General features: G+C 56.4%; 25 protein-coding genes and 1 pseudogene. 15 read left to right on the plus strand and 11 right to left on the minus strand.

The features are described from left to right. The first annotated feature begins 20 nt into the window (after positions 1 to 20). The 6 genes from cysS (at position 21) to RS9916_RS13800 (ending at position 5524) form a co-directional block, all read left to right on the plus strand. Positions 21 to 1511: a cysteine--tRNA ligase gene (cysS, locus tag RS9916_RS05525; protein WP_007098293.1), complete on the plus strand. Its 1491-nt coding sequence runs from the start codon at positions 21 to 23 to the stop codon at positions 1509 to 1511. A 358-nt stretch (positions 1512 to 1869) separates the two neighbouring features. Further along, on the plus strand, positions 1870 to 2043 hold the full coding sequence (locus RS9916_RS14100; RefSeq protein ID WP_007098294.1) for a bacteriocin: 174 nt from the start codon (positions 1870 to 1872) through the stop codon (positions 2041 to 2043). Positions 2044 to 2381: 338 nt separating this feature from the next. After that, complete coding sequence (locus RS9916_RS14105; RefSeq protein ID WP_007098294.1) at positions 2382 to 2555, plus strand: bacteriocin; 174 nt, start codon at positions 2382 to 2384, stop codon at positions 2553 to 2555. 338 nt (positions 2556 to 2893) lie between these two features. Next, positions 2894 to 3067, plus strand: coding sequence for a bacteriocin (locus tag RS9916_RS14110; RefSeq protein WP_007098294.1), 174 nt, complete (start codon positions 2894 to 2896; stop codon positions 3065 to 3067). 433 nt (positions 3068 to 3500) lie between these two features. Continuing rightward, the gene (locus tag RS9916_RS05530; RefSeq protein ID WP_007098295.1) at positions 3501 to 4535 is read left to right on the plus strand and encodes a ThiF family adenylyltransferase; all 1035 of its coding nucleotides are present in this window, start codon (positions 3501 to 3503) and stop codon (positions 4533 to 4535) included. Further along, a complete protein-coding gene (locus RS9916_RS13800) occupies positions 4532 to 5524 on the plus strand; it encodes a S66 peptidase family protein (protein WP_007098296.1) in 993 nt (330 codons plus the stop codon). Before RS9916_RS05530 ends, RS9916_RS13800 begins: the two co-directional genes overlap by 4 nt. 99 nt (positions 5525 to 5623) lie before the next feature. Here RS9916_RS13800 and RS9916_RS14340 read toward each other — a convergent pair whose 3' ends face one another. After that, entirely contained in the window at positions 5624 to 6409 is a 786-nt protein-coding gene (locus tag RS9916_RS14340; RefSeq protein ID WP_156777472.1) for a hypothetical protein, read from the minus strand. 35 nt (positions 6410 to 6444) lie between these two features. Then, entirely contained in the window at positions 6445 to 7041 is a 597-nt protein-coding gene (locus RS9916_RS05535; RefSeq protein ID WP_007098297.1) for a hypothetical protein, read from the minus strand. A gap of 511 nt (positions 7042 to 7552) precedes the next feature. Between RS9916_RS05535 and RS9916_RS05545 the strand changes: the two are divergent. Next, positions 7553 to 7870 (plus strand): annotated as a pseudogene (locus RS9916_RS05545) (cysteine--tRNA ligase); the annotation flags it as partial. A gap of 7 nt (positions 7871 to 7877) precedes the next feature. Here the strand turns inward: RS9916_RS05545 and RS9916_RS05550 are convergent. Continuing rightward, complete coding sequence (locus RS9916_RS05550) at positions 7878 to 8111, minus strand: hypothetical protein (protein WP_007098300.1); 234 nt, start codon at positions 8109 to 8111, stop codon at positions 7878 to 7880. A 90-nt stretch (positions 8112 to 8201) separates the two neighbouring features. Here RS9916_RS05550 and RS9916_RS05555 point away from each other — a divergent pair, with 90 nt between their 5' ends. Next, positions 8202 to 8615 carry a DUF2721 domain-containing protein gene (locus tag RS9916_RS05555; protein ID WP_038024235.1) on the plus strand — a complete coding sequence of 138 codons (414 nt, stop codon included), beginning with the start codon at positions 8202 to 8204 and terminating at the stop codon, positions 8613 to 8615. Positions 8616 to 8633: 18 nt separating this feature from the next. On the opposite strand, the gene RS9916_RS05560 is transcribed toward RS9916_RS05555, so the two are convergent. After that, entirely contained in the window at positions 8634 to 9971 is a 1338-nt protein-coding gene (locus RS9916_RS05560; RefSeq protein ID WP_038023353.1) for a sodium-dependent transporter, read from the minus strand. Positions 9972 to 10049: 78 nt separating this feature from the next. On the opposite strand from RS9916_RS05560, the gene RS9916_RS05565 reads away from it, so the two are divergent. Continuing rightward, entirely contained in the window at positions 10050 to 11294 is a 1245-nt protein-coding gene (locus tag RS9916_RS05565; protein ID WP_038024236.1) for a 1-deoxy-D-xylulose-5-phosphate reductoisomerase, read from the plus strand. Next, entirely contained in the window at positions 11291 to 11701 is a 411-nt protein-coding gene (locus tag RS9916_RS05570; protein WP_007098304.1) for a ferredoxin, read from the plus strand. Before RS9916_RS05565 ends, RS9916_RS05570 begins: the two co-directional genes overlap by 4 nt. Here the strand turns inward: RS9916_RS05570 and RS9916_RS14345 are convergent. The 5 genes from RS9916_RS14345 to RS9916_RS05590 all read right to left on the minus strand — a co-directional run bounded on the left by RS9916_RS14345 (position 11680) and on the right by RS9916_RS05590 (position 15957). Continuing rightward, positions 11680 to 11826, minus strand: coding sequence for a hypothetical protein (locus RS9916_RS14345; RefSeq protein ID WP_007098305.1), 147 nt, complete (start codon positions 11824 to 11826; stop codon positions 11680 to 11682). The genes RS9916_RS05570 and RS9916_RS14345 overlap by 22 nt on opposite strands. A gap of 64 nt (positions 11827 to 11890) precedes the next feature. Then, complete coding sequence (locus tag RS9916_RS05575; RefSeq protein ID WP_007098307.1) at positions 11891 to 13036, minus strand: YheT family hydrolase; 1146 nt, start codon at positions 13034 to 13036, stop codon at positions 11891 to 11893. Positions 13037 to 13046: 10 nt separating this feature from the next. Continuing rightward, a complete protein-coding gene (locus RS9916_RS05580) occupies positions 13047 to 14468 on the minus strand; it encodes an NAD(P)(+) transhydrogenase (Re/Si-specific) subunit beta (protein WP_007098308.1) in 1422 nt (473 codons plus the stop codon). Further along, positions 14468 to 14812, minus strand: a complete 345-nt coding sequence (locus tag RS9916_RS05585; RefSeq protein WP_007098309.1) for an NAD(P) transhydrogenase subunit alpha — start codon at positions 14810 to 14812, stop codon at positions 14468 to 14470. Before RS9916_RS05585 ends, RS9916_RS05580 begins: the two co-directional genes overlap by 1 nt. Then, positions 14812 to 15957 (minus strand): Re/Si-specific NAD(P)(+) transhydrogenase subunit alpha, encoded by a 1146-nt coding sequence (locus tag RS9916_RS05590; RefSeq protein ID WP_007098310.1) that lies wholly within the window; start codon positions 15955 to 15957, stop codon positions 14812 to 14814. Before RS9916_RS05590 ends, RS9916_RS05585 begins: the two co-directional genes overlap by 1 nt. A gap of 118 nt (positions 15958 to 16075) precedes the next feature. On the opposite strand from RS9916_RS05590, the gene RS9916_RS05595 reads away from it, so the two are divergent. Beyond that, positions 16076 to 16654 carry a hypothetical protein gene (locus tag RS9916_RS05595; RefSeq protein ID WP_007098311.1) on the plus strand — a complete coding sequence of 193 codons (579 nt, stop codon included), beginning with the start codon at positions 16076 to 16078 and terminating at the stop codon, positions 16652 to 16654. Positions 16655 to 16689: 35 nt separating this feature from the next. Here RS9916_RS05595 and RS9916_RS14815 read toward each other — a convergent pair whose 3' ends face one another. Next, the gene (locus RS9916_RS14815) at positions 16690 to 16866 is read right to left on the minus strand and encodes a hypothetical protein (protein WP_007098312.1); all 177 of its coding nucleotides are present in this window, start codon (positions 16864 to 16866) and stop codon (positions 16690 to 16692) included. Between the two features lie 88 nt (positions 16867 to 16954). On the opposite strand from RS9916_RS14815, the gene RS9916_RS05600 reads away from it, so the two are divergent. The 3 genes from RS9916_RS05600 (at position 16955) to trxB (ending at position 20281) form a co-directional block, all read left to right on the plus strand. Then, positions 16955 to 18412: a DEAD/DEAH box helicase gene (locus RS9916_RS05600; protein WP_007098313.1), complete on the plus strand. Its 1458-nt coding sequence runs from the start codon at positions 16955 to 16957 to the stop codon at positions 18410 to 18412. Positions 18413 to 18507: 95 nt separating this feature from the next. Then, complete coding sequence (locus RS9916_RS05605) at positions 18508 to 18753, plus strand: hypothetical protein (protein WP_007098314.1); 246 nt, start codon at positions 18508 to 18510, stop codon at positions 18751 to 18753. Positions 18754 to 18877: 124 nt separating this feature from the next. Further along, complete coding sequence (gene trxB, locus RS9916_RS05610; protein WP_007098315.1) at positions 18878 to 20281, plus strand: thioredoxin-disulfide reductase; 1404 nt, start codon at positions 18878 to 18880, stop codon at positions 20279 to 20281. A 57-nt stretch (positions 20282 to 20338) separates the two neighbouring features. Here the strand turns inward: trxB and infA are convergent, their stop codons facing one another. After that, positions 20339 to 20608, minus strand: a complete 270-nt coding sequence (infA, locus tag RS9916_RS05615) for a translation initiation factor IF-1 (protein ID WP_006041809.1) — start codon at positions 20606 to 20608, stop codon at positions 20339 to 20341. Between the two features lie 226 nt (positions 20609 to 20834). Between infA and RS9916_RS05620 the strand changes: the two genes are divergently transcribed. Continuing rightward, positions 20835 to 21083, plus strand: a complete 249-nt coding sequence (locus tag RS9916_RS05620) for a Nif11-like leader peptide family natural product precursor (protein WP_007098317.1) — start codon at positions 20835 to 20837, stop codon at positions 21081 to 21083. Positions 21084 to 21090: the final 7 nt, after the last annotated feature.

Here is a 21090-nt window from a genome sequence, read left to right on the forward strand (position 1 = left end):
AGAAGCATTTAATCGTTCCTGTGCCCCTGCGCTTCACGAACAGCCTCACCAGCCGCACCGAAGCGTTCGAGCCCCTCGAGGCCGGCAAAGCCACGATCTATTGCTGCGGCGTTACGGTCTACGACCTTTGCCACTTGGGCCACGCCCGCAGCTACATCAACTGGGATGTGCTGCGCCGCTACTTGATCTGGCGCGGCTACGACGTCACCTACGTCCAGAATTACACCGATATCGACGACAAGATCCTCAACCGCGCCAATGAGGAAGGCAGCTCAATGGAGGCTGTCAGCGAACGGAATATCGAAGCCTTTGAAATCGATATGGGGCGGCTCAATATCTTGCCGGCCGATCGCATGCCAAGGGCCACAGGCTGCATCGATGGCATCCAAAAACTGATCAGCGAACTCGAAGCCAAGGGCGCGGCCTACAGCTCAGATGGCGATGTCTATTTCGACATCTCCAAAGCCAAGGATTACGGCAAGCTGAGCGGCCGCGATCCCAACGAGCAGCAGCAAGGAGCGAGCGGCCGCACAGCCGATGGGGAAGAGAGCCGCAAGCGCCACCCCTTCGATTTTGCGCTTTGGAAGGGTGTCAAAGAAGGAGAACCCAGCTGGGATTCACCTTGGGGGCCTGGGCGACCGGGCTGGCACATCGAGTGCTCGGCCATGGTTCGTCAGGAGCTGGGAACCACCATCGACATTCACCTGGGCGGTGGCGATTTGACGTTCCCACACCATGAAAACGAAATCGCCCAATCGGAAACCGCCAATGGCACGACCCTGGCGAATTTGTGGATGCATAACGGCATGGTCAATGTCGGCGGCACCAAGATGTCGAAATCACTCGGCAACTTCACAACGATCCGGGCGTTGCTCGACAGCGGCGTCTCACCAATGACGATGCGCCTGTTTGTCCTCCAGGCCCACTACCGCAAACCCCTGGATTTCACCGCCGAGGCGCTCGAAGCCGCGACCACCGGCTGGAAAGGACTCAACGCCGCCCTTGGGCTGGGACGGGTCCATGCCCAGAGCCTGGGCTGGCCTGTGGCCGCAGTGCAAGATCAGGGTGCACAACTGGCAGGCGACGCCGTCGATGGAGACCTGGCCGTCATGAAGGAGCGGTTTGTGGCGGCCATGGACGACGACCTCAACAGCTCAGGTGCTCTGGCCGTGCTGTTCGACCTGGCCCGCCCCCTGCGCGGCCTTGCCAACCGCCTCGTCAGGGGCGATCAGCCCGAACAAGCCCCCGCCGACCTGGAACTGTTGCAGAAGCGCTGGCAATTGCTGAGGGAACTGGCCGCGGTGGTCGGTCTGCGCGAAGAGCAGCAACAGACAGAAGCAGCCGGAGACGGCGCCGATGATGCCGCGATTGATGCGGCGATCGCTGCCCGCAAAGCGGCCAAGGCCGCCAAGAACTTCGCCGAAGCGGACCGCATCCGAGACGCACTGACCGCCCAGGGCATTGAACTGATCGACAAGCCGGGCGGCATCACCGAATGGCGACGGAACTGATGGGCCGTCAGCGCGGCAAGCGCTCTGGTTATCAAGAAACGACGGCGCGTAACAACCCAACACCCTCACATCTTCACTGGTGAGAAACACGCGGATGCCTAGAAGGAATAACCACGTATCAAGCAAAATCTAGCCAACAAGAGTAAAAGCTTCAGCCAGGGTGTAATCGAGACAACTCCCCATTCGGCTTTCAGAGTTGGGCAACACTGACATCGCAAACATGACACAACTGCACCTCAGTTCTATCTGTGATCAAAATCACAGCGCGCAGTGACCTTGATCATCTTCTTCCTGAAGCACTCAGGCCATCCTTAAAGAGTCCAACACAGGACAAGCAACAAGTATCTAACTCAAAACCATGAAAAACCTCAACCACGAACTGACCGAAAAAGAACTGCAATCCATCGCAGGTGGCTTTCGTGCACTGAGCTTCTCGCGCCGCTCTTCCAAGCTTCAAGCACCACGACTCCTTCAGTCCACCAAGCTCAAGGTCGCCCCTAAGGCAAGCATTTGGCAAGACATGATGAATTGATCGAGACAAGCCTGTCTCACGCATCTGATACGGAAGGGGTTGGTCACCACAGGTGACCGACCCCTTTCTTTTGCGCATCCATAGTGCGTTGACTCATGCACAACGTTGCCCAACCAACTTCAGGTCGACTTTCAGTCAGGCCGCAACTCAGACATCTCCCTATTGGGCTTTCAGAGTTGGGCAACACAGACATCGCAAACATGACACAACTGCACCTCAGTTCTATCTGTGATCAGAATCACAGTGCTCAGTGACCTTGATCATCTTCTTCCTGAAGCACTCAAGCCATCCTTAAAGAGTCCAACACAGGACAAGCAACAAGTATCTAACTCAAAACCATGAAAAACCTCAACCACGAACTGACCGAAAAAGAACTGCAATCCATCGCAGGTGGCTTTCGTGCACTGAGCTTCTCGCGCCGCTCTTCCAAGCTTCAAGCACCACGACTCCTTCAGTCCACCAAGCTCAAGGTCGCCCCTAAGGCAAGCATTTGGCAAGACATGATGAATTGATCGAGACAAGCCTGTCTCACGCATCTGATACGGAAGGGGTTGGTCACCACAGGTGACCGACCCCTTTCTTTTGCGCATCCATAGTGCGTTGACTCATGCACAACGTTGCCCAACCAGGTTCAGGTCGACTTTCAGTCAGGCCGCAACTCAGACATCTCCCCATTCGGCTTTCAGAGTTGGGCAACACAGACATCACAAACATGACACAACTGCAGCTCAGTTCTATCTGTGATCAAAATCACAGTGTTCAGTGAGCTTGATCATCTTCTTCCTGAAGCACTCAAGCCATCCTTAAAGAGTCCAACACAGGACAAGCAACAAGTATCTAACTCAAAACCATGAAAAACCTCAACCACGAACTGACCGAAAAAGAACTGCAATCCATCGCAGGTGGCTTTCGTGCACTGAGCTTCTCGCGCCGCTCTTCCAAGCTTCAAGCACCACGACTCCTTCAGTCCACCAAGCTCAAGGTCGCCCCCAAAGCAAGCATTTGGCAAGACATGATGAATTGATCGAGACAAGCCTGTCTCACGCATCTGATACGGAAGGGGTTGGTCACCACAGGTGACCGACCCCTTTCTTTTGCGCATCCATAGTGCGTTGACTCATGCACAACGTTGCCCAACCAACTTCAGGTCGACTTTCAGTCAGGCCGCAACTCAGACATCTCCCCATTGGGCTTTCAGAGTTGGGCAACACAGACATCGCAAACATGACACAACTGCAGCTCAGTTCTATCTGTGATCAAAATCACAGCGCGCAGTGACCTTGATCATCTTCTTCCTTAAGCATTCAGGCGATTCTCAAAGAGCCCAAGGGAACAACAGCAAACATGCCAAAGTTCACATTAAGGCTTCCAAGTAATCCAGCGAAGCCGACTAAACTCTAAGAAACAATCAAGCATCATTCCCCTCTGAACTTCATTCACATAAAAGAGACACCCAGATGGATAAAATTCAAATCAAACGCTCGATTTCGATTCAACTCTCCCCATCCGGGAAGATACAGTTTTGGATGGCACCACCTCGGGCATTTACTCTCGAAGAACCACCAGAATTTCTCGCGGATCTATGCAGAATTCTCAACAGCCCTGTAAGCCTAGAAGATCTTTGCTCGCGCCTCAAAAACACCAAATCAGACGCCTCAGTCGAAAACATTATTCAATGCATCAAAGAGCTATATGACTATGGAGTCATCGAAGAAGTAGAAAGCAGCCACACAACCTCACGCTACGATCGCCACGAACTATATTATGATATCTTCGGAAAGTCAAAAGAAGATTATTCAGGCCTTAAGAACAAGAAAGTTGGATTAATTGGTGCTGGTGGCATAGGGTCTTCTGTTTCGATGCTTTTAGCAGCAGCCGGGGTTGGCACCATCAAGTTGATGGATGATGACCTACTCGAAGAGACAAACCTACCTAGAGTTGTATTGCTAGAAGAAGCCGATGTCGGGCTTCCAAAGGTACAACAAATTCAAAAGCGATTAATGGATAGAAATAGCTCCTGCAAAATAGCATTTCAAGAAAGTAAGATTAAAAGTCATGAAGAGATCGCAGAGTTTTTGGGAGACTGCGATGCATGGGTCCTGTCTGCAGACAGCCCACCAAAAACAATATGTTCGTGGACCAATCAGGCAGCCTTAAAGTGCAACGTTCCTTTTATCACTGCAGGCTACGCAGAGATCAATGGTCTCATTGGCCCATTCATCATTCCTGGCAAAACAGCCTGTCATTTTTGCAGACTCGAAGAAGACAAGACAACTGACAGAATCCAGCTGAATTCACGGCTTCAAGCCACGTCATATGGCCCACTCAATACCATTGTAGCCTCAATGGCAGTCAACGAAGTAATCCGCTTTCTCCTAGGACTTGAGGTAGCAACTGCAGGAAAACAATTCATATTAGACTCATCAAGCTACAAGATGATCGAAAAATCAATAGCGATCCACCCTGAATGTGAGTGCCAACAACAACCATGAAACTAATTTTTCCGCCGAAGCTAAATCATGGAGATACTGTGTCTGTAATCTCGCCATCAAAATGTATTCAAATAATTGGCAAAGGAAAAACAGGCCAGTATACGCTTGACAAAGCACGTGAAAATATCACCAATATGGGGCTGAAAGTTGTCGTTTCAACTGAAACACAGGAAGTAGATATCTTTGGGTGTTTACCCCTAAGCAAGCGGCTTGATGAGATTCATTCAGCCTTTAGCAACTCATCCATAAAATGTATCTTGACCGCGATCGGAGGCTTTCATGCTAATCAGCTCATCCCACATCTAGATTATGAATTAATCAGGAATAATCCCAAGGTTTTTTGCGGTTATTCGGATATAACATTGCTCTCTGCGGCGATCCTTAAAAAAAGTGGCTTAGTGACTTACAGTGGCCCACATTATTCTACTTTTGGGATGAAAAAGGGCCTAACATACACAATTCAGGAGTTCCAAAAATGTCTATTTAATAAGGATCCATGGACAATTAAAGCTAGCAGTCACTGGAGCGAAGATGAATGGTTTATAAATCAAGAAGATCGTATATTTAAACTCAATGAACCTATGAAGTGTATCCAAGAGGGGAGTGCTGAAGGACTTATTGTTGCGGGCAATCTAACCACTCTCCATCTTCTGCAAGGAACCGAATACATGCCAGAAATGAATGACATTATCTTGATACTTGAGGATCTACGCAGTGCCGACGAAATAACAAGAACATTAATATCGCTCCTTCACTCAAAGGATATAGGGAACATCAAAGGGCTAATCTTTGGCAGAAGCCCTTCGAGTTCAAAATTAGACGCTAATACAATAAGGCACGTCTTGGAAATAGTGCAACTTAAAGACATACCAATCGCTTTTGGTATTGATATTGGCCATACAACCCCACACACAACAATTCCATTTGGCGGCTATGGAAAATTAATTTGTAATCAAAATAGTGTTGAATTAACAATCACAAAACATTAGACCGGAAGGCCAAAGATGTTGAACGAAGTAATAATAAGTCCGCCCTGTATTTGCAATTACTCATCAAGTAACAGATAAAGGTTGAATAATCTTCGCGATTTAGAATACCCCAGATCTGCCTGAGATTTCAAGAATCAGAGCAGGAAAGAAAATCCATAAATGCCAAAAAGATATCCCAATAAACACATAAGTGGTCATATGAAATAAAAATCCAGATACTGACAAATACAAAAACCCATTAGGCAGAAGTAATAATGCCGGTGCAAGCAACTCAAAGACAATTGTTCCTGTTCCTGCTATTCGCCGGGACAATGAATGCGAAAAGATTGACTTACCCAAAGAAGAACCACGCATTAAAAGTATTAAATGCAAAGACTCTGCATTCTGAGCCCAGGCAGCACCACCATGTATTAGCTTTGAAAGGCCAGAAAAGAAATATATGAGGCTAATTTGTATAAATATAACCCAATAAACTGTAGTGAAGACTTCTGGGCCCGCAGGCATTTCTGATAACTGAAAAATTCTAAGAATTTCCAGAAAAATGCAGCATATTCCTATAAAATGAAGATGAAAAAAGTTGGGCCATATTTCAGGTGTTAGATTTGCAAAATAATAGTCCAGGAAAAGAAATGCTATCACTAATAAAGTAACAGTGAATATGGGATAAATTCCTATGAACACCAAAATACAATTAGCTATTAAAAAAGCTCTTGCAATAGGATATATTTGAGCAAATGAATATGTTTTAGCCTCTTTTTTCAAGGAAGAATTTGCCGATATTATATGCTCTATGCTCGGCAAGAAACCTCCATATTCTCTTGATGATACTAAAACTAAAATAGTGAGGGCTAAGGCCTTGCTAATTAAATTTGATTGGAAAAGCATTTGAGAAGAAAGCGCAGAGCAATGGATATTGAGATCTAAAGCTGATACTCACAAAATAAGTGGGTTTTAGAAATTACATCCTCAATTGTGGAGTTTCTTGTAAGCCTTTTTTCTCTCGCCAGATCAAGTTCAGCTATGTATATTTTAAAAGCTGTGAACTTGTTATTCTCAGGGCTTGCGGCAGATTTATTGATTTCATCAAACTTGGGCCATGGCTGGTAATTTAATCGATGCAATAGATCTCTAGAGAATCGCTCAATATCTTCGTGATCAGCTTGGCCGGTGTAAATATTAAGTAATACTCTTTGCGCTCTAAAGAATGCAACGGGAATCACATCTCCTGGCAAAACAAGGCACTTGTTGCCATTTTCACGGTGAAGCACAATTACCATTCTTTTAATTAATCCTCTGTACTTATGAGCAAACATATTCTGAGCAACGAAGGGCCACTTATTAACATTGTTGACTACGCAATAGAGCTGGATCAACACAGAGATGCACAATGCCGTCACCAGAACACTTGAAATATGCATAGCCCCCTTAATATCGTATCCAAAATAACTCTGCCAAAATTTTGTGATGCTCGACTGAAATTCCCGATTTCTTTCAGCCTCCTCTAAAGATATCTTCATAAAATATATATTGTGACTTCATCAATAGAAAGTCTGATAATAAGCTAAAAAATCGAATTTGCTTCGCCCACCCCCTCCATACAGCATGAACGGGCAAGCATTAATGAATAATGATGGACTTGATCCGATTCGCAAAATGAATTTGCAGCAAATGCCCTAGTCCACCAACTACAGTACGTTAGCCCTGAACTCCAAGATTATCAGGACATCCCTTACTGAAATCCCTGAGACAACAATTTAACCAATGTGTCAACAATATGAATTGAGCACAGCGTAAGGCCAAGAGCAATCTGCTCACTCAATAGCATTTGCTCATGAAGCAGTTAGCCAATAGCCATCAGACAAGATTTGCCTAATGAAAAATTATTCCTCAAGCGACAAGCGAACTAATGTTTTATTTCTGCATTGAGGGATCTCAAACCAGAGAAAGCGTGAAGCAGCAGAGCCTCGACTTTGCCCACTTGCAGAGCTCCAAGAGCGACAAATTCAGCGCATAACCACCTATGAGGTAATACAGAGCCTTGCCAACCGCCGCGACAGGGGCGATCAACCCGAACAAGCCCCCGCCGACCTGGAACTGTTGCAGCAGCGCTGGCAATTGCTGAGGGAACTGGCCGCGGTGGTCGGTCTGCGCGAAGAGCAGCAACAGCCAGAAGCATCCGGAAACGGCGCCGATGATGCCGCGATTGATGCGGCGATCGCTGCCCGCAAAGCGGCCAAGGTCGCCAAAAACTTCGCCGAAGCCGACCGCATCCGCAACGAACTGACTGCCCAGGGCATTGAACTAATCGACAAGCCGGGCGGCATCACCGAATGGCGACGCAACTGATGGGCCGTCAGCGCGGCTGATCCTTCATCATCGCCTCGATTTTGCGGATGCGGCCAAGGGTCGTCGTCCACACCTCCAAACGAAAGCGGTCGTCACCCGGATCAGTGGCACTGCCGCTGTCGACCCGCTGCCGCAGGGCCTCCACCAGCGCTTCGAGATCTTCTCGCCGCTCAAAGGCTTCCCAGAGCTCCCGCTCGAGCTTGGCCCGTTCGATGAAGTTCCAACGCTTGAGCCAGAGCATGAACAACTTTGCTGCGATCGCACCCTGTCTACCTGACTCCGCTAGACAGCGTCCCTAGGGTTCAGATCTGTCAGCAACTGTGCTGTGACGCTGCAGCCCGAGAGCCTCTCCAAGGCGATACAGCTCTCGGTTGCGCCTGTGTTTCTGCTGGCCGGCATCGGAGCACTGATGAATGTGCTCTACGGCCGCTTAGTGCGCATCGTCGACACTGCCAAACAGCTGCGTGCCACCCGTGAGGTGACGGGGAGCATGGATGAACGCACCCGCAGGATCTACCGCCAGCGGATGCAGCTCACGATGCGGGCGATTGCGCTGCTGACCGCCACCACCCTGCTGATCTCCGCTGTGGTGGCGGCCATGTTCCTGAGTGTCGTCTTTCAGCTCAACCTCACCGCAGTGGTGGTGCCCCTGTTCATCAGCGCCATGGTGCTTTTGATGCTGGCGTCACTGTGCTTTCTGAGGGAAGTGCAACTGGCGGCCAAGCTGCTGCAGAACCTGATCTGAGCCCGGCCCAACGATTCTTTAAGCCGCACCGAGCCAACCGCGAACCAGATCCACAAGGCTGACGACAAGACCAACGGCAATCACCAGGGGTGCAACCCAGCGCAAGCTGAACAGCAACAATCTGCGCTGACCCACCGGCGTGCCGGATTGAGCAAGGTCCTCTCGAAAACGATCGGGAGCGCTCCATCCGATCAAGAGGCAAATCAGCAGGCCGCCCAGCACCAGCAACACGCCTCCAAACACCGATGCCATCCACCACAAAACGGGGGTGGATGTTGCAGCCGGTAAGCCAAGAATAAAAATCAACGTCGCCGAGACGCAGACAGCTTGCGTTCGACTCCAGCCAAGTGAATCCATCAATGAGGCGACAGGAACTTCCAGCAATGACACCGCTGAAGTAATGCCGGCGATAAAGGCCAGAGCAAAAAAGATCACCGCAACAGCAAGTCCTGTGCCCTGTAGTGAGGACAGTCCCGTAGGCAATGCAATAAAGATGGCACCTAAGGGTCGAGATCCCACAAGATCAGACAAGTCAAAACTCATCACGATTGGGAACGTGACCATGCCGGCCAGCAAGCCGACTGCAGTGTCCATGCCCACGATGGCGACTGCTTCCTTAGGCAAACGAGCCTTGCGATCGAGATATGCCGAGTAACAAAGAATGCAACCAATGCCAGTTCCAATCGAGAAGAATGCCTGCTCGAATGCATGGCGAATGGTAGTTAAGTCAACCAAGTAGGAGGCATCCCAACGAAGCAAAAAGGTGTTGTAACCGCTCAGAGCATCTGGCAGATTTCCAGACCAGATCACCAAACCGATCAACATGGCAAAGAGCAAAGGCAGCCCCCAGCGCGAGAGCCGTTCGATCCCCCCTTTCACCCCAGCAGCGACAACAACTGCTGTGAGAAGCAAACTGATCCCCTGACCTAAAAGAGCAGAACGACCACCACTCAGTCCGTCGTAAAACGCAGTGGCTTCGGCCTCATTTTTGGGAAGACCATCCATCAGCGCATGGACCAGGGTGGTCAGCGTCCAACCCATCAACACGGCGTAAAACGCAAGGATTCCGCACGCAGCCGTGATAAAAAGCCACCCCATCGGTTGCCAGCGGCGACCAGCAGCAGTGACAGGTGCCAGCAGAGGACTGTGACCGGTGCTACGGCCCAAAGCCATCTCAGCCACCAGCACCGGCAGGCAGACCACCAACACAATCAGCAGGTACAGCAGCAGAAACGCGCCACCACCCCCCTGGGAAGCCCTGTAGGCAAACCCCCAGAGGTTTCCAAGGCCAACCGCACTGCCAGCGGCCGCCAGCACAAATCCCAACCTTGAGCCCCAGTGCTCCTTCACCGCCATCGGCCTAAGGACTCCATCGATCTGGACGAAGTTTGCCAGGGTCTGGCATGGGAAACTGATCCCAATTGCTTGATCGACGTGAAAGCCATCAGCGTGCTGGGCTCCACGGGCTCGATCGGCACCCAAACCCTCGACATCGCCAGGGACTTTCCCGATCAGTACAAAGTGGTGGCGCTCACCGCCGGGCGCAACCTGGCCCTGCTGGTGGAGCAGATCCAGGAATATCGCCCAGAAGTGGTGGCCCTGGCCGACACGGCCCTGCTCCCGGAACTGCAGAAGCGCCTCAAGGCTGCAGGTGTTGATGAGGCAGCGACACCCCAATTGGTGGGTGGCCCTGATGGATTGAATGTGGCGGCCTCCTGGGAGAGCGCCGATCTGGTGGTCACCGGGATCGTGGGCTGCGCCGGTCTTCTGCCGACCCTGGCCGCAATCCGTGCCGGAAAGGATCTGGCCCTAGCCAACAAGGAAACCCTGATCGCCGCCGGACCGGTGGTGCTGCCAGAGCTGAAGAAGAGCGGCAGCCGTCTGCTGCCCGCCGACTCGGAGCATTCCGCCATCTTCCAGTGCCTGCAGGGGACCCCCTGGGCTGACAATGCCCGCCTCTCCACGGGTGTGCCCACACCGGGCCTGCGCCGCATTCAGCTCACTGCTTCCGGTGGTGCCTTCCGCGACTGGGATGCCCGTGATCTCGAAAAGGCCACGGTGGCCGACGCCACCTCACACCCCAACTGGAGCATGGGACGCAAGATCACCGTTGACTCCGCCTCCTTGATGAACAAGGGGCTCGAGGTGATCGAAGCCCACTACCTCTTCGGCCTCGATTACGACCACATCGAGATCGTGATCCATCCCCAATCGATCATCCACTCGATGATTGAGCTGGCAGATTCCTCTGTGCTGGCCCAATTGGGCTGGCCCGACATGAAGCTGCCGATCCTCTACTGCTTGAGCTGGCCGGAACGCCAGGAAACCCCTTGGCGGCGCCTCGATCTCACCGAAGTTGGCCAGCTAAGCTTCCGCAAACCCGATCCAGCCAAATATCCCTGCATGGAGCTGGCCTATGCCGCAGGCCGGGCCGGAGGAACCATGCCGGCGGTGATGAATGCCGCCAACGAAGAGGCTGTGGCTCAGTTCCTCGAGGAGAAGATCCACTTCCTCGATATCCCTGTGGTGATCGAAGCGGCCTGCGAACGCCACAAAACCGACTTAATCGATCATCCTCAGCTCGATGACGTGCTGGCCGTGGACCAATGGGCCCGTCAGGCCGTACGCGAACAGGTCAGCCGCGGCACACGCCGCATGCCGGCAGTCCTCGCGGCGTGACACGCTCAGCGACGGCACAACCGTTGATCAGTCACCACCTGCTGCTCTGCGCCACCCCGACCAAGGGGAAATGCTGTGATCCCGTCGATGGCAGCGCCAGCTGGGATGCCCTCAAGCGACTGGTGCGGGAGCTTGATCTCGAGAATCCGGCTCGCGCACAAGGCATCGTGCTGCGCTCAAAAGTCGACTGCCTGCGGGTGTGCGAGCAAGGACCCGTGCTGCTGATCTGGCCCGATGGAATCTGGTACGGCGGTGTCTCGCCAGAGCGGATGGACATCATCCTGCGGGAACACGTGCTGGAGGGCAGACCCTGCCAGCAGTGGATCCTGAAGCAGACCCCCTTGCAACCATCGCTGCTCGGCAACGAGGCCGTGGAAGCAAGCACTCAGGGCCGCTGTTCGAGCTGATCCTGCTCCAGCGCCTCCAGCTCGGTTTCCATCAACGTGAGGAGCAACTCGGCCGACTGGCGGCGCCCCCGCTTCAGCAGCACATCCGCAAAGGCCAGGACGGCTTCGGCTTGTTGTTGGGTCATGGGGGAGTGGAATCACCGGGCTCAGACTCCTCGAAATCCGCTCAGCACCCTCTGATGGGGCGCATCACCGCTCTTGATCCAGCACACAGCGCTGATTGAGCCAGGCACAGGCAACCCGATCGGACCAGCAGCCCGTCAGCAGGCGATCTCCTGGGCCATGGAAACCGTTGTGACCACCGCGCGCCGTGAGCAGCACCTCCAGGGGCTGGGCTGAAGCCGCGCCGACTCCGATGCTCGGCGCCAGCGAGGCCTGCAGCTGCTCAGCGGAGACTGCAGGCACCCAGGGGTCATCCATTGCCTGCAGCAACAAGGTGGGGGGCAAGCGATCGGGCTGCTCCAGCAGTTGCGGAAGCGGCGAGGCGCCACGGTAATAAGCGTCAACCGACGCAAACCCCCAACGGGGGGCTGTGACAGCGGCATCGAAGGCCCGAATGGAGCGGGGCGGGGAACTGCCCAACTGCTCGGCTTCTTGGGCACTGACGCCAAAGGGATCGGCAAGGGTCTGACGCACCAGGCGCTGCAGCAGCCAGCGTTGATAGATGCGATTGCGGGGGCGCTCAATCGAGGCGCTGCAGGCCGCCAGATCGAGCGGGCTACTGGCGCAGAACAAACCATCCAGCACCCCTGGCGACGTCAGACAGGCATTGAGCAGCATCGTCCCCCCAAGGGAGATGCCAGCGCCATAGAGAGGCAGGGGCTCTGCAGCCGCGGCCTCGCTCGCCAACTGTGATGTCAGCTGTCGTGCCCGTTCCAGCACCGGCAGCAGGTCGCTGTTGCAGGAAGCGGCATAGGTGCCACCGGCAAGATGACGGCCTGGGTCAGCACCGCGCAGGTTCAAACGCAGCACGGCAAAACCAGCCCCCTGCAGGCTGAGCCCAAGGCGGCGCAAACCTTCCCGGCGACTGGATCCCCCTAGGCCATGCAGGACCACCACGAGGCCTTTCGGGGCTGGATCTGGGGATCCGTCGCGGCCGAGAGGCCGATCGAGATAGGCCAGCAGATGGCCGGCATCAGCTGCACCACTCGCCAAGGCCGGCACCGCAATCTGAATCGGCGTGCCGTGGTCTTGGGGAAGTGCAACGGGCCGCAAAGTGTCGCGGAGGGTTTGCAAGTCCCCTCCCAGCCAAGGCCAGCGCTGTCGATAGACAGAAACCCCCAGCTGCTTCAGCAACCGGGGGTCGTCGATCACGCTGGACGCGTGCAGATTCACTGAACGAGGCTCACTTCTTGCCGACGCCGAGCTCCTTGAGCTCGACCAGCAGATCACCCAGCACCTTCTTGGCGTCCCCGAAGACCATCGAGGTGTTGCCCAGCTCAAACAGGTCGTTTTTGATGCCGGAGTAACCGGCGCTCATGCCGCGCTTCACCACAAACACGGTGCGGGCCTGCTGCACATCCAGCACAGGCATGCCGTAGAGGGGCGACTGGGGATCGTTCTTGGCCTGAGGGTTGACCACGTCGTTGGCGCCAAGCACCAGCACCACATCGGTGGCGGGGAACTCAGGGTTGATCACATCCATCTCTTTGAGCTGCTCGTAAGGCACATCGGCCTCAGCCAGCAGCACGTTCATGTGGCCTGGCATGCGCCCGGCCACGGGGTGGATCGCATAAGCCACCTCGATGCCCGCAGCTTCCAGAGACCGGGTGACTTCCCGCAGGGTGTGCTGAGCCTGAGCTACAGCAAGGCCGTAACCCGGAACGATCACCACACGCTCAGCAGCTTCAAGGGTGAGGGCACATTCCTCGACGCTGCAGCTGGTGATGTTGGTGTACTCACCACCACCGCCGCCGGAGGAAGCAGAGGCACCGAGTGCACCACCGAAGAGCACCGACACAAGCGAACGGTTCATGCCATTGCACATCACCTGGGTGAGGATCAGGCCGGCAGCACCAACCATGGCGCCAGCAACGATCAACAACTGGCTACCGACCACGAAACCCGCGGCCGCAGCGGCCACACCGGAATAGCTGTTGAGCAGCGAAATCACCACAGGCATGTCGGCCCCGCCGATCGGCAGGGTGACGCCAATGCCCAACACGCTGGAGGCAATCACCAGCAGCCAAAGGCCCTGAACACTGGAGCCGTTGTTGGCAATCAGCTCAATGGCGCCCACAAGGCAAGCCACGGCCAAGGCGATGTTGACGAAATGACGCGCCTTGCTCTGCATCCAAACAGGGGTGGAGAGCCATCCCTGCAACTTGGCCATGGCGACGATTGATCCGGTGAAGGTGATCGCACCGACAAACACGGAGATCACGATCGACACCACGGCCACCATGCCGCTGGCTTCAAGAGCGCTGGGGAAGAAGGCTGCAGCCAGCGCAACCAGCAGCGAGGACATGCCACCGCAGCCGTTGAACAGGGCGACGGTCTCCGGCATGGAGGTCATCGGCACCCGCTGGGCCATGACCGCGCCGAGCACACCACCGACGACAGTGCCACCGATGATCCAGGTCCAAGCCTGGGCATTGAAGGATGGTTCGCCGGCGTAGCTGATCAGCAAACCCAGAACAGCCAAGGCCATGGCGATGGCCGCGACTTGATTGGCGCCCCGGGCAGAACGCACCTTGGAGAGCCCCTTGATGCCAAGCGCCAGAAGCAGAACGGCAACAAGGTCGATTGCGTAAGTGAGGAACTCCATCAGCGGTTCTCCTTGCGGGCGGGCTTACGGCTGAACATGGCGAGCATGCGGTCAGTGACCAGGAAGCCACCGATCACGTTGAAGAGGGCAAAGCCCAGAGAGACAGAACCCAGCACCAGCAGCGGAACGCTGCCATCGGCCTTGATGATTGCGGTGAGGGCGGCCAAGACCGTGATCCCTGAGATCGCATTGGCGCCACTCATCAACGGCGTGTGCAGGGTGGGGGGCACCTTGCCGATCAGCTCAAGACCCAGAAGGCTGCCCAACAGCAAGACCCAGAGGGCGTTCACCAACGGGGGAGTTTGCGGGGCGCTGGCCGCCCCCAGAAGAATCAGAGAATCCATCAGTTGGCTCCGGGGGTGAGAACGTCGCCGCGACGGATGCTGCCGTCTTGAGCGATCAGACAACCGGCGATCAGTTCATCGTCGGGATCAAGGCTGAGCTGGCCGTCCTTGAGGGTGGGCTCCAGCAGTGCCAGCAGATTGCGGGCATACAGGGCACTGGCGTGGTTGGGCACCGTGCAGGGCAGGTCATTGGCACCGACCAGCTTCACGCCCTTGCGATCCACAGTCTGGGAAGGCTTGGTGTCCGCGCAGTTGCCGCCCTGAGCCACCGCCAGATCAACCACAACAGAACCGGGGCGCATGCGATCCAGCATGTCTTCGCTGATCAGGCGAGGAGCTTGGCGGCCAGGCACCTGGGCGGTACAGATCGCCACATCCGCTTCAGCCAGCTGATCCGACAGCTGTTGACGCTGGGCGGCCAGAAAGGCTTCAGAGGCTTGCTTGGCGTAGCCACCCGATTCAGAAGGCTTGTCCTCGAGCTCGGGAGGCTCGATGAAGCGGGCCCCGAGGGATTCCACCTGCTCCTTCACGGCGGGGCGGATGTCGCTGACGAACACCACGGCCCCAAGACGACGGGCGGTAGCCACTGCCTGCAGACCCGCCACACCGGCACCCAGGATCACCACCTTGGCGGGTTGCACCGTGCCCGCCGCTGTCATCAGCATCGGGAAATAACGGTCGAGTGCAGCAGATGCCAGCAGCACCGACTTGTAGCCAGCGATGTTGGCTTGCGAGGAGAGGGCATCGGCTGATTGGGCCCGGCTGATGCGGGGCAACAGCTCGAGGGCCATGGCCGACAGACCACCGCTTTGAAGGGAGGAGGCGAGCGCCTGGTTGCTGTAAGGGGAAAGCAATCCCACCACCAGGGCACCATGGCGCAAGCGGGCCAGGTTTTGTGCCGCAGGGGTTTGAACACACAGGAGGAGGTCTGCCTGACCCCAGGCCTGAGCGTCCGCAACGCTCACGAGCTCGGCACCGGCTTCGGTGTAAGCAGAATCAACGAAACCAGCAGAAGCACCGGCTCCGCGTTCGATGGCCACCGAACAGCCCAGACCGATGAATTTCTTGACTGTTTCTGGCGATGCAGCAACACGGGTCTCCGCCGTTGCTGTCTCTACAGGGATTAAGAGTCTGGGCAAGATCATGACGCCGCCGACCCAAGCGAGATTACGGGGTCGCCCTTTCCCTTACCGCAGCTTTCCTGAAGATTGCGTGGTGATCCGGACCTACTGGCTAAGCCGGAGAGATCCCCACAGGAATCCCATGGGCCTCTCGGCGATCGAATGTCCTGACGGCGTCTGCCACAGCCATCACGGTGGGCATGCGGTGCAACGCGATGCGATGCAAAGCGTGCTCAGGGATCACGGACGGGCCTGGTGCGAGCGCCTGGCCGAGCGCATTTATGAGATGTCCGTGGACACCTTCACCCAAACGGTGATGCCGAGCTTGCATGCCGCCGGTTGGCAGCGCCGCCATCTCGATTGGGAGTTCAAGCTGGCGGAACAGGGTTCTGAACCCGATCGGACCCTGGTGGACGGGATCATCAACGCCACAGAGAGCTTCCTGCGCAGCAGTGAGGTGCACCGGCTGTTCATCCAGGAACTGGTGGAGGGCACATTTGAGGAAGCCAGTGATCAACATCTGCAGCGCCAAGCGGTGCAACATCTGATCGAGCAGGAACTGCTCACGCTGCTGAGTGAGCAGAAAGACGATCTTCTGGATCGCTGCTCTGCTCAGCTTTTAGGGGACGCTGAAGGCAATTTCGAGCTGGCCCGAACTGCCGCTGGCGAGGGATTGGAAGAGGTGGAACGGCTGCTGGCCAATCACGCCGAGGCGATTTAGCCCGCAACAGCTTTGGGTCGCAACAACGTCCTGTCTCAGAACAGAGGGGTGACCTCCTGCTCCAGCCCCAGGGCCAGCAGGCGGCGCCCCTGATGGCGGAGGAGCCGCGCCCGCAGGATCAGGGGATCGATGTCGCAATCCTCCTGCCAGCAGTTCTCCAGCAGCTGCCGCTGCTGAGGGTTTGATCCAGGGGTGCGGTAACAACGAGCCATGACGTGAATGGATCAATTTCATGGGCTGATGGCCGGAAGTTAGGGATGCCTGACCGGTTTGGAATGGTTAGAAAGACTCATCTTGCAAATGGGTCCCATCGCCAGCACGTCCTTTGATCTGGGTTCTGCTGCGGAGCAGGGGCGCATTCGGCCACGGGTTTGGCAACAGCAGCTGATACAGCTGCTGCGGCGACGCCTGGCACCTTCCTGCGCCAGTGGCCGCGACGTGCTGGTGCATGCCGGCCCTGGAGCAGGCAAAACCCTGGGTGCCCTGCTGGGATTTCAGGCGATGCAGCAGGAAGGACAGCTGCGGCGATTTGTGGTCTTCTGCCATCGCACCTCGATTCTGCGGCAGTGGAGTGCCGCCGCGTCTCGCTTGGGGCTGCGCCTCGAAGACTGGTCGGCCTCCCCAAGCGACCCAGAAGCCCTCAAGTCAGCCGATGGCTGGCTGCTCACCTACCAGGCCGCAGGGCGCCAGTTGGAGCCCCTGCAACTGGCGCTGAGCGCTTGGGGAGGACAGGAGTGGCTGGCGATCGCCGATGAAGCCCATCACCTGGGGGTGGATCCCGATGAACCGGACGGTCCGATCTGGGGCCGCACCTTTCTGGATCTCAGCCATGGCTGCCGCTTGCGCCTGGGGCTCACGGGCACCCCATTTCGCGCCGACAACCTGGCCTTCTGCGCTGCACGGCGCGTGCGGGTGGAGCAACAAGGGGAGCTGGTGGAGCAGATCAGCCCGGACCTGTGCGTGGAACCCCGGGAGTTAATCGCCGCTGGCGACGTGCGTCCCCTGGAATTTCGTTTCCAGGACGGGTGGGTGGAGCACAGCCGTGAGGGGAATCCCGACCGGGATGTGTCGCCACTGTCGGCCGAACAACGGGAAAGCTGGCGGGCCCGCAATCTGCGTCGCGCCATCCGCCTGTCTGACTCCAGCAGCATCGCTTTGCAACTGCTGCTTCGTGCCCGCCGACAACTGGAGACGGTGCGCCAGTCGCACCCCCGCGCCGGCGGCCTGGTGATCGCCCGCGACATCGATCACGCCACAGCCATCGGACGATTGCTGGAGGAGGAAGGTGACCGCGTGGATCTGGTGCATTCCCAGGATCCCGAGGCCGCCCGACGTCTCAGCCAGTTTCAAGACGGCCCTGCCGACTGGCTGGTGAGCATCGACATGTGCGCCGAAGGCTTCGATGCTCCCCGTCTGCGGGTGGTGGCCTATCTCACCACCGTCGTGACCCGGAGCCGGTTCGTGCAAGGCATCACCCGTGCGGTGCGCATGGGAAGCGACCGCGCCGCCGTCGAGGCGATCCCTCGGGACTCCTCCTACATCTTTGCTCCCGCTGATCCACTGCTGATGGGTTATGCGCGCAGCTGGTCGTTCTCGGAGCCCTACCGCATCCGCAGCGAACAAGCGGTGGCTGAGAGTGAGGATGCTGGCGCAGGCAACTGGCGCGGTCCGAGCTTGCCCCTGGAAGCGGTGAACGATGGTGCTGGCGCAATGATCCGCTTGCGCACACCAGAATTACCCCAATTTTTGCAGCGATAACGACATCAGTCTGCGTAGATAAATGCGAACTTTGTCGCAAATCAGGCTGAAATGGCCCCTCCGCCTAGCAGCCTGGACTCATCTGGGAGCAGATCATGGACGCAGCCCGCGAACGTCGAGTCAGCGTTGCGACCTGCTGGGCAAGCACCAGGATCGCTGTGCTCGACAGCACTGAGCGCTATGAAGACAGTTATGCCATCAGCCAGGAATTCTGCGAGTGGATCACCTGCATTGGTGAAGATGAGGAGATGCTCGAGCAATCCGTGCTGATGGCACCACGGATGCCCAGCAAGCGCCCGCTGATTGACCGCGACACCAGCGACAATCCACTGGAAATCTGAAGAAACTATTAACCGCTTATTAATTCGTTCTTTGCTTCAGAAGTGATTATTGAAGCAACATCCTGTGGTCCCCAAGGGAGCAGGCAAGATCCTAGGCTCAACTCATAGCCAATCCGCTTAAGCCATGACCGCTGCTGGGCAGCTCGGGACCTCCTCTACCCCTGGCGATGGGGTGGAAAACCTTGTGATCATTGGTTCAGGGCCTGCCGGCTACACCGCTGCGATCTATGCAGCCCGCGCCAACCTGAGCCCGATCTTGATTACGGGCTTCCAGCGCGGCGGAATCCCCGGTGGTCAGCTGATGACCACGACCCATGTGGAGAACTTCCCTGGCTTCCCCGACGGGGTCCTGGGACCAGATCTGATGGACCTGATGAAGGCCCAGGCGGAACGGTGGGGTACCCGTCTTGTGGAGGCTGACGCCGATGGAATTGATCTCAGCTCGCGTCCATTCCAGATCAAAACCGAAGGCCGCATCATTCGCGCCCAAGCGGTGATCCTGGCCACGGGTGCCAGCGCCAACCGTCTGGGGCTGCCAAACGAAGACCAGTTCTGGAGCAGCGGCATCAGTGCCTGCGCGATCTGTGATGGCGCCACACCCCAATTTCGCAATGCGGAACTCGCAGTGGTGGGAGGCGGAGACTCCGCCTGTGAAGAAGCGGTGTATCTCACCAAATACGGCAGTCATGTGCACCTGCTGGTGCGCTCCGATCAGCTGAGAGCCAGTGCCGCCATGGCCGATCGGGTGCAGGCCAACCCGCAGATCACCGTTCACTGGAACACCGAGGTGGTGGATGCCAACGGCGCTGACTGGCTCCACTCCTTAACCCTGCGCAACCGCGGCAATGGTGAGCAGTCCGAGCTGCCCGTGCGCGGATTGTTTTATGCCATCGGCCACACCCCAAACACCGAACTGGTGCACGACCAGCTCCGATGCGATGGCAAGGGATACTTGATCACCGAGCCCGGCAGACCGGAAACCTCCCTGGAAGGGGTGTATGCCGCCGGTGATGTGGCCGATGCCGAATGGCGGCAGGGCATTACCGCCGCAGGTAGCGGTTGCCAAGCCGCTCTGGCAGCGGAACGCTGGCTGAGCCATCACAACCTGGCCCAACTGGTCAGCCGCGAGTCGGTGGAACCTAAACAGGCCGAAACCCCCCAGGTGTCTGAGGCGGTCGACGAGACCACCTACGACCCCCATGCCCTCTGGCAGAAAGGCAGCTATGCCCTGCGCAAGCTGTACCACGACAGCGACAGGCCACTGCTGGTGGTGTATTCCTCCCCCAGCTGCGGCCCATGCCACGTGCTCAAACCCCAGCTCAAACGGGTCCTCAAGGAACTCGAGGGCGGGGCGCAAGGCATCGAAATCGACATCGAGGCCGAGCAGGCCATCGCTGAGCAGGCAGGGGTAAACGGAACACCCACCGTGCAGCTCTTCCACGCCAAAGAACTCAAACAACAGTGGCGTGGCGTCAAGCAACGCAGTGAGTTCAAGGCAGCGATCGAACAGCTACTGGTGAAAGCCTGAGCACAAAAAACCGGCATCCCATTGCGGAATGCCGGACAGCGCTGCGTTTGAACTTGATCAGCGGCGGCGAGGACCACCGGGGCGGTTACCGCCTGGACGTCCACCCGGAGCTCCGGCGTTGCGCTCGCGGTAGGTGATGCGTCCGCGGGTCAGGTCGTAAGGGCTGATCTCCACCAACACCTTGTCACCGGCCAGCAACTTGATGCGGAACTTGGTGAGCTTGCCAGCAGCACGGCAAAGGCACTGGTGACCTGCGGGCTGTTCGAGGGTCACCAGGTAAAACCCATTGCCCTGTTCTTTCTCGATGACACCCGAGGTTTCGATCATGCGGGGCTGCTTTCAATCTCTCTAATGAAGCCAGTTTAGGTGGCCACCTGCACTCCCAGGTTGTGGCGGTTTGCTTCTAACGTCTCTGTCGCTGTAGCGCGCTTCATGATCCTGCCTCCGCTCACGCTCGACCTGGGCTTGCTGCTGATCTCGATTGGGGTGGTGAATCTGTGGCGCGCTCGCCAAAGCTCTATCTAGTCTTCGGGCTCTGCGTTGTTTCAGATCCGTGTCTGAATCCGCCCTGACCGCCTTTTCATCCCTGGTGCAATCCGATTCGCAGCTGCGTGAACAGGTGCGCCAGGCCCCAAGTCCTCAACATGTGGTGGATTTGGCTTCAAGCCAGGGTCACACCTTCACCCAAGCGACGTTGATGAAGATGCAGGCCGACAAGATCAAGCATCTTCATGACGACCATCTCAATGGGGCCACCAGTTGGGGAGAAGCCCTGCTGCTCTGCTTTGGCGCCCACGGTTAAAACGTCG

Source organism: Synechococcus sp. RS9916 (assembly GCF_000153825.1).
Taxonomy (GTDB): domain Bacteria; phylum Cyanobacteriota; class Cyanobacteriia; order PCC-6307; family Cyanobiaceae; genus Synechococcus_C.

What these genes read in the sequence shown, in the direction of transcription:
- RS9916_RS14100 (WP_007098294.1), top strand. Translation starts at nt 1,870, where the DNA reads ATGAAAAACCTCAACCACGAACTGACCGAAAAAGAACTGCAATCCATC.
- RS9916_RS05530 (WP_007098295.1), top strand. Translation starts at nt 3,501, where the DNA reads ATGGATAAAATTCAAATCAAACGCTCGATTTCGATTCAACTCTCCCCA.
- trxB (WP_007098315.1), top strand. Translation starts at nt 18,878, where the DNA reads ATGACCGCTGCTGGGCAGCTCGGGACCTCCTCTACCCCTGGCGATGGG.
- RS9916_RS14340 (WP_156777472.1), bottom strand. Translation starts at nt 6,409, where the DNA reads ATGCTTTTCCAATCAAATTTAATTAGCAAGGCCTTAGCCCTCACTATT.
- RS9916_RS14110 (WP_007098294.1), top strand. Translation starts at nt 2,894, where the DNA reads ATGAAAAACCTCAACCACGAACTGACCGAAAAAGAACTGCAATCCATC.
- RS9916_RS14815 (WP_007098312.1), bottom strand. Translation starts at nt 16,866, where the DNA reads ATGGCTCGTTGTTACCGCACCCCTGGATCAAACCCTCAGCAGCGGCAG.
- RS9916_RS05600 (WP_007098313.1), top strand. Translation starts at nt 16,955, where the DNA reads ATGGGTCCCATCGCCAGCACGTCCTTTGATCTGGGTTCTGCTGCGGAG.
- RS9916_RS05590 (WP_007098310.1), bottom strand. Translation starts at nt 15,957, where the DNA reads ATGATCTTGCCCAGACTCTTAATCCCTGTAGAGACAGCAACGGCGGAG.
- RS9916_RS05535 (WP_007098297.1), bottom strand. Translation starts at nt 7,041, where the DNA reads ATGAAGATATCTTTAGAGGAGGCTGAAAGAAATCGGGAATTTCAGTCG.
- RS9916_RS05585 (WP_007098309.1), bottom strand. Translation starts at nt 14,812, where the DNA reads ATGGATTCTCTGATTCTTCTGGGGGCGGCCAGCGCCCCGCAAACTCCC.
- RS9916_RS05595 (WP_007098311.1), top strand. Translation starts at nt 16,076, where the DNA reads ATGGGCCTCTCGGCGATCGAATGTCCTGACGGCGTCTGCCACAGCCAT.
- RS9916_RS05605 (WP_007098314.1), top strand. Translation starts at nt 18,508, where the DNA reads ATGGACGCAGCCCGCGAACGTCGAGTCAGCGTTGCGACCTGCTGGGCA.
- RS9916_RS05560 (WP_038023353.1), bottom strand. Translation starts at nt 9,971, where the DNA reads ATGGCGGTGAAGGAGCACTGGGGCTCAAGGTTGGGATTTGTGCTGGCG.
- RS9916_RS05580 (WP_007098308.1), bottom strand. Translation starts at nt 14,468, where the DNA reads ATGGAGTTCCTCACTTACGCAATCGACCTTGTTGCCGTTCTGCTTCTG.
- RS9916_RS14105 (WP_007098294.1), top strand. Translation starts at nt 2,382, where the DNA reads ATGAAAAACCTCAACCACGAACTGACCGAAAAAGAACTGCAATCCATC.
- RS9916_RS05550 (WP_007098300.1), bottom strand. Translation starts at nt 8,111, where the DNA reads ATGCTCTGGCTCAAGCGTTGGAACTTCATCGAACGGGCCAAGCTCGAG.
- RS9916_RS14345 (WP_007098305.1), bottom strand. Translation starts at nt 11,826, where the DNA reads ATGACCCAACAACAAGCCGAAGCCGTCCTGGCCTTTGCGGATGTGCTG.
- infA (WP_006041809.1), bottom strand. Translation starts at nt 20,608, where the DNA reads ATGATCGAAACCTCGGGTGTCATCGAGAAAGAACAGGGCAATGGGTTT.
- RS9916_RS13800 (WP_007098296.1), top strand. Translation starts at nt 4,532, where the DNA reads ATGAAACTAATTTTTCCGCCGAAGCTAAATCATGGAGATACTGTGTCT.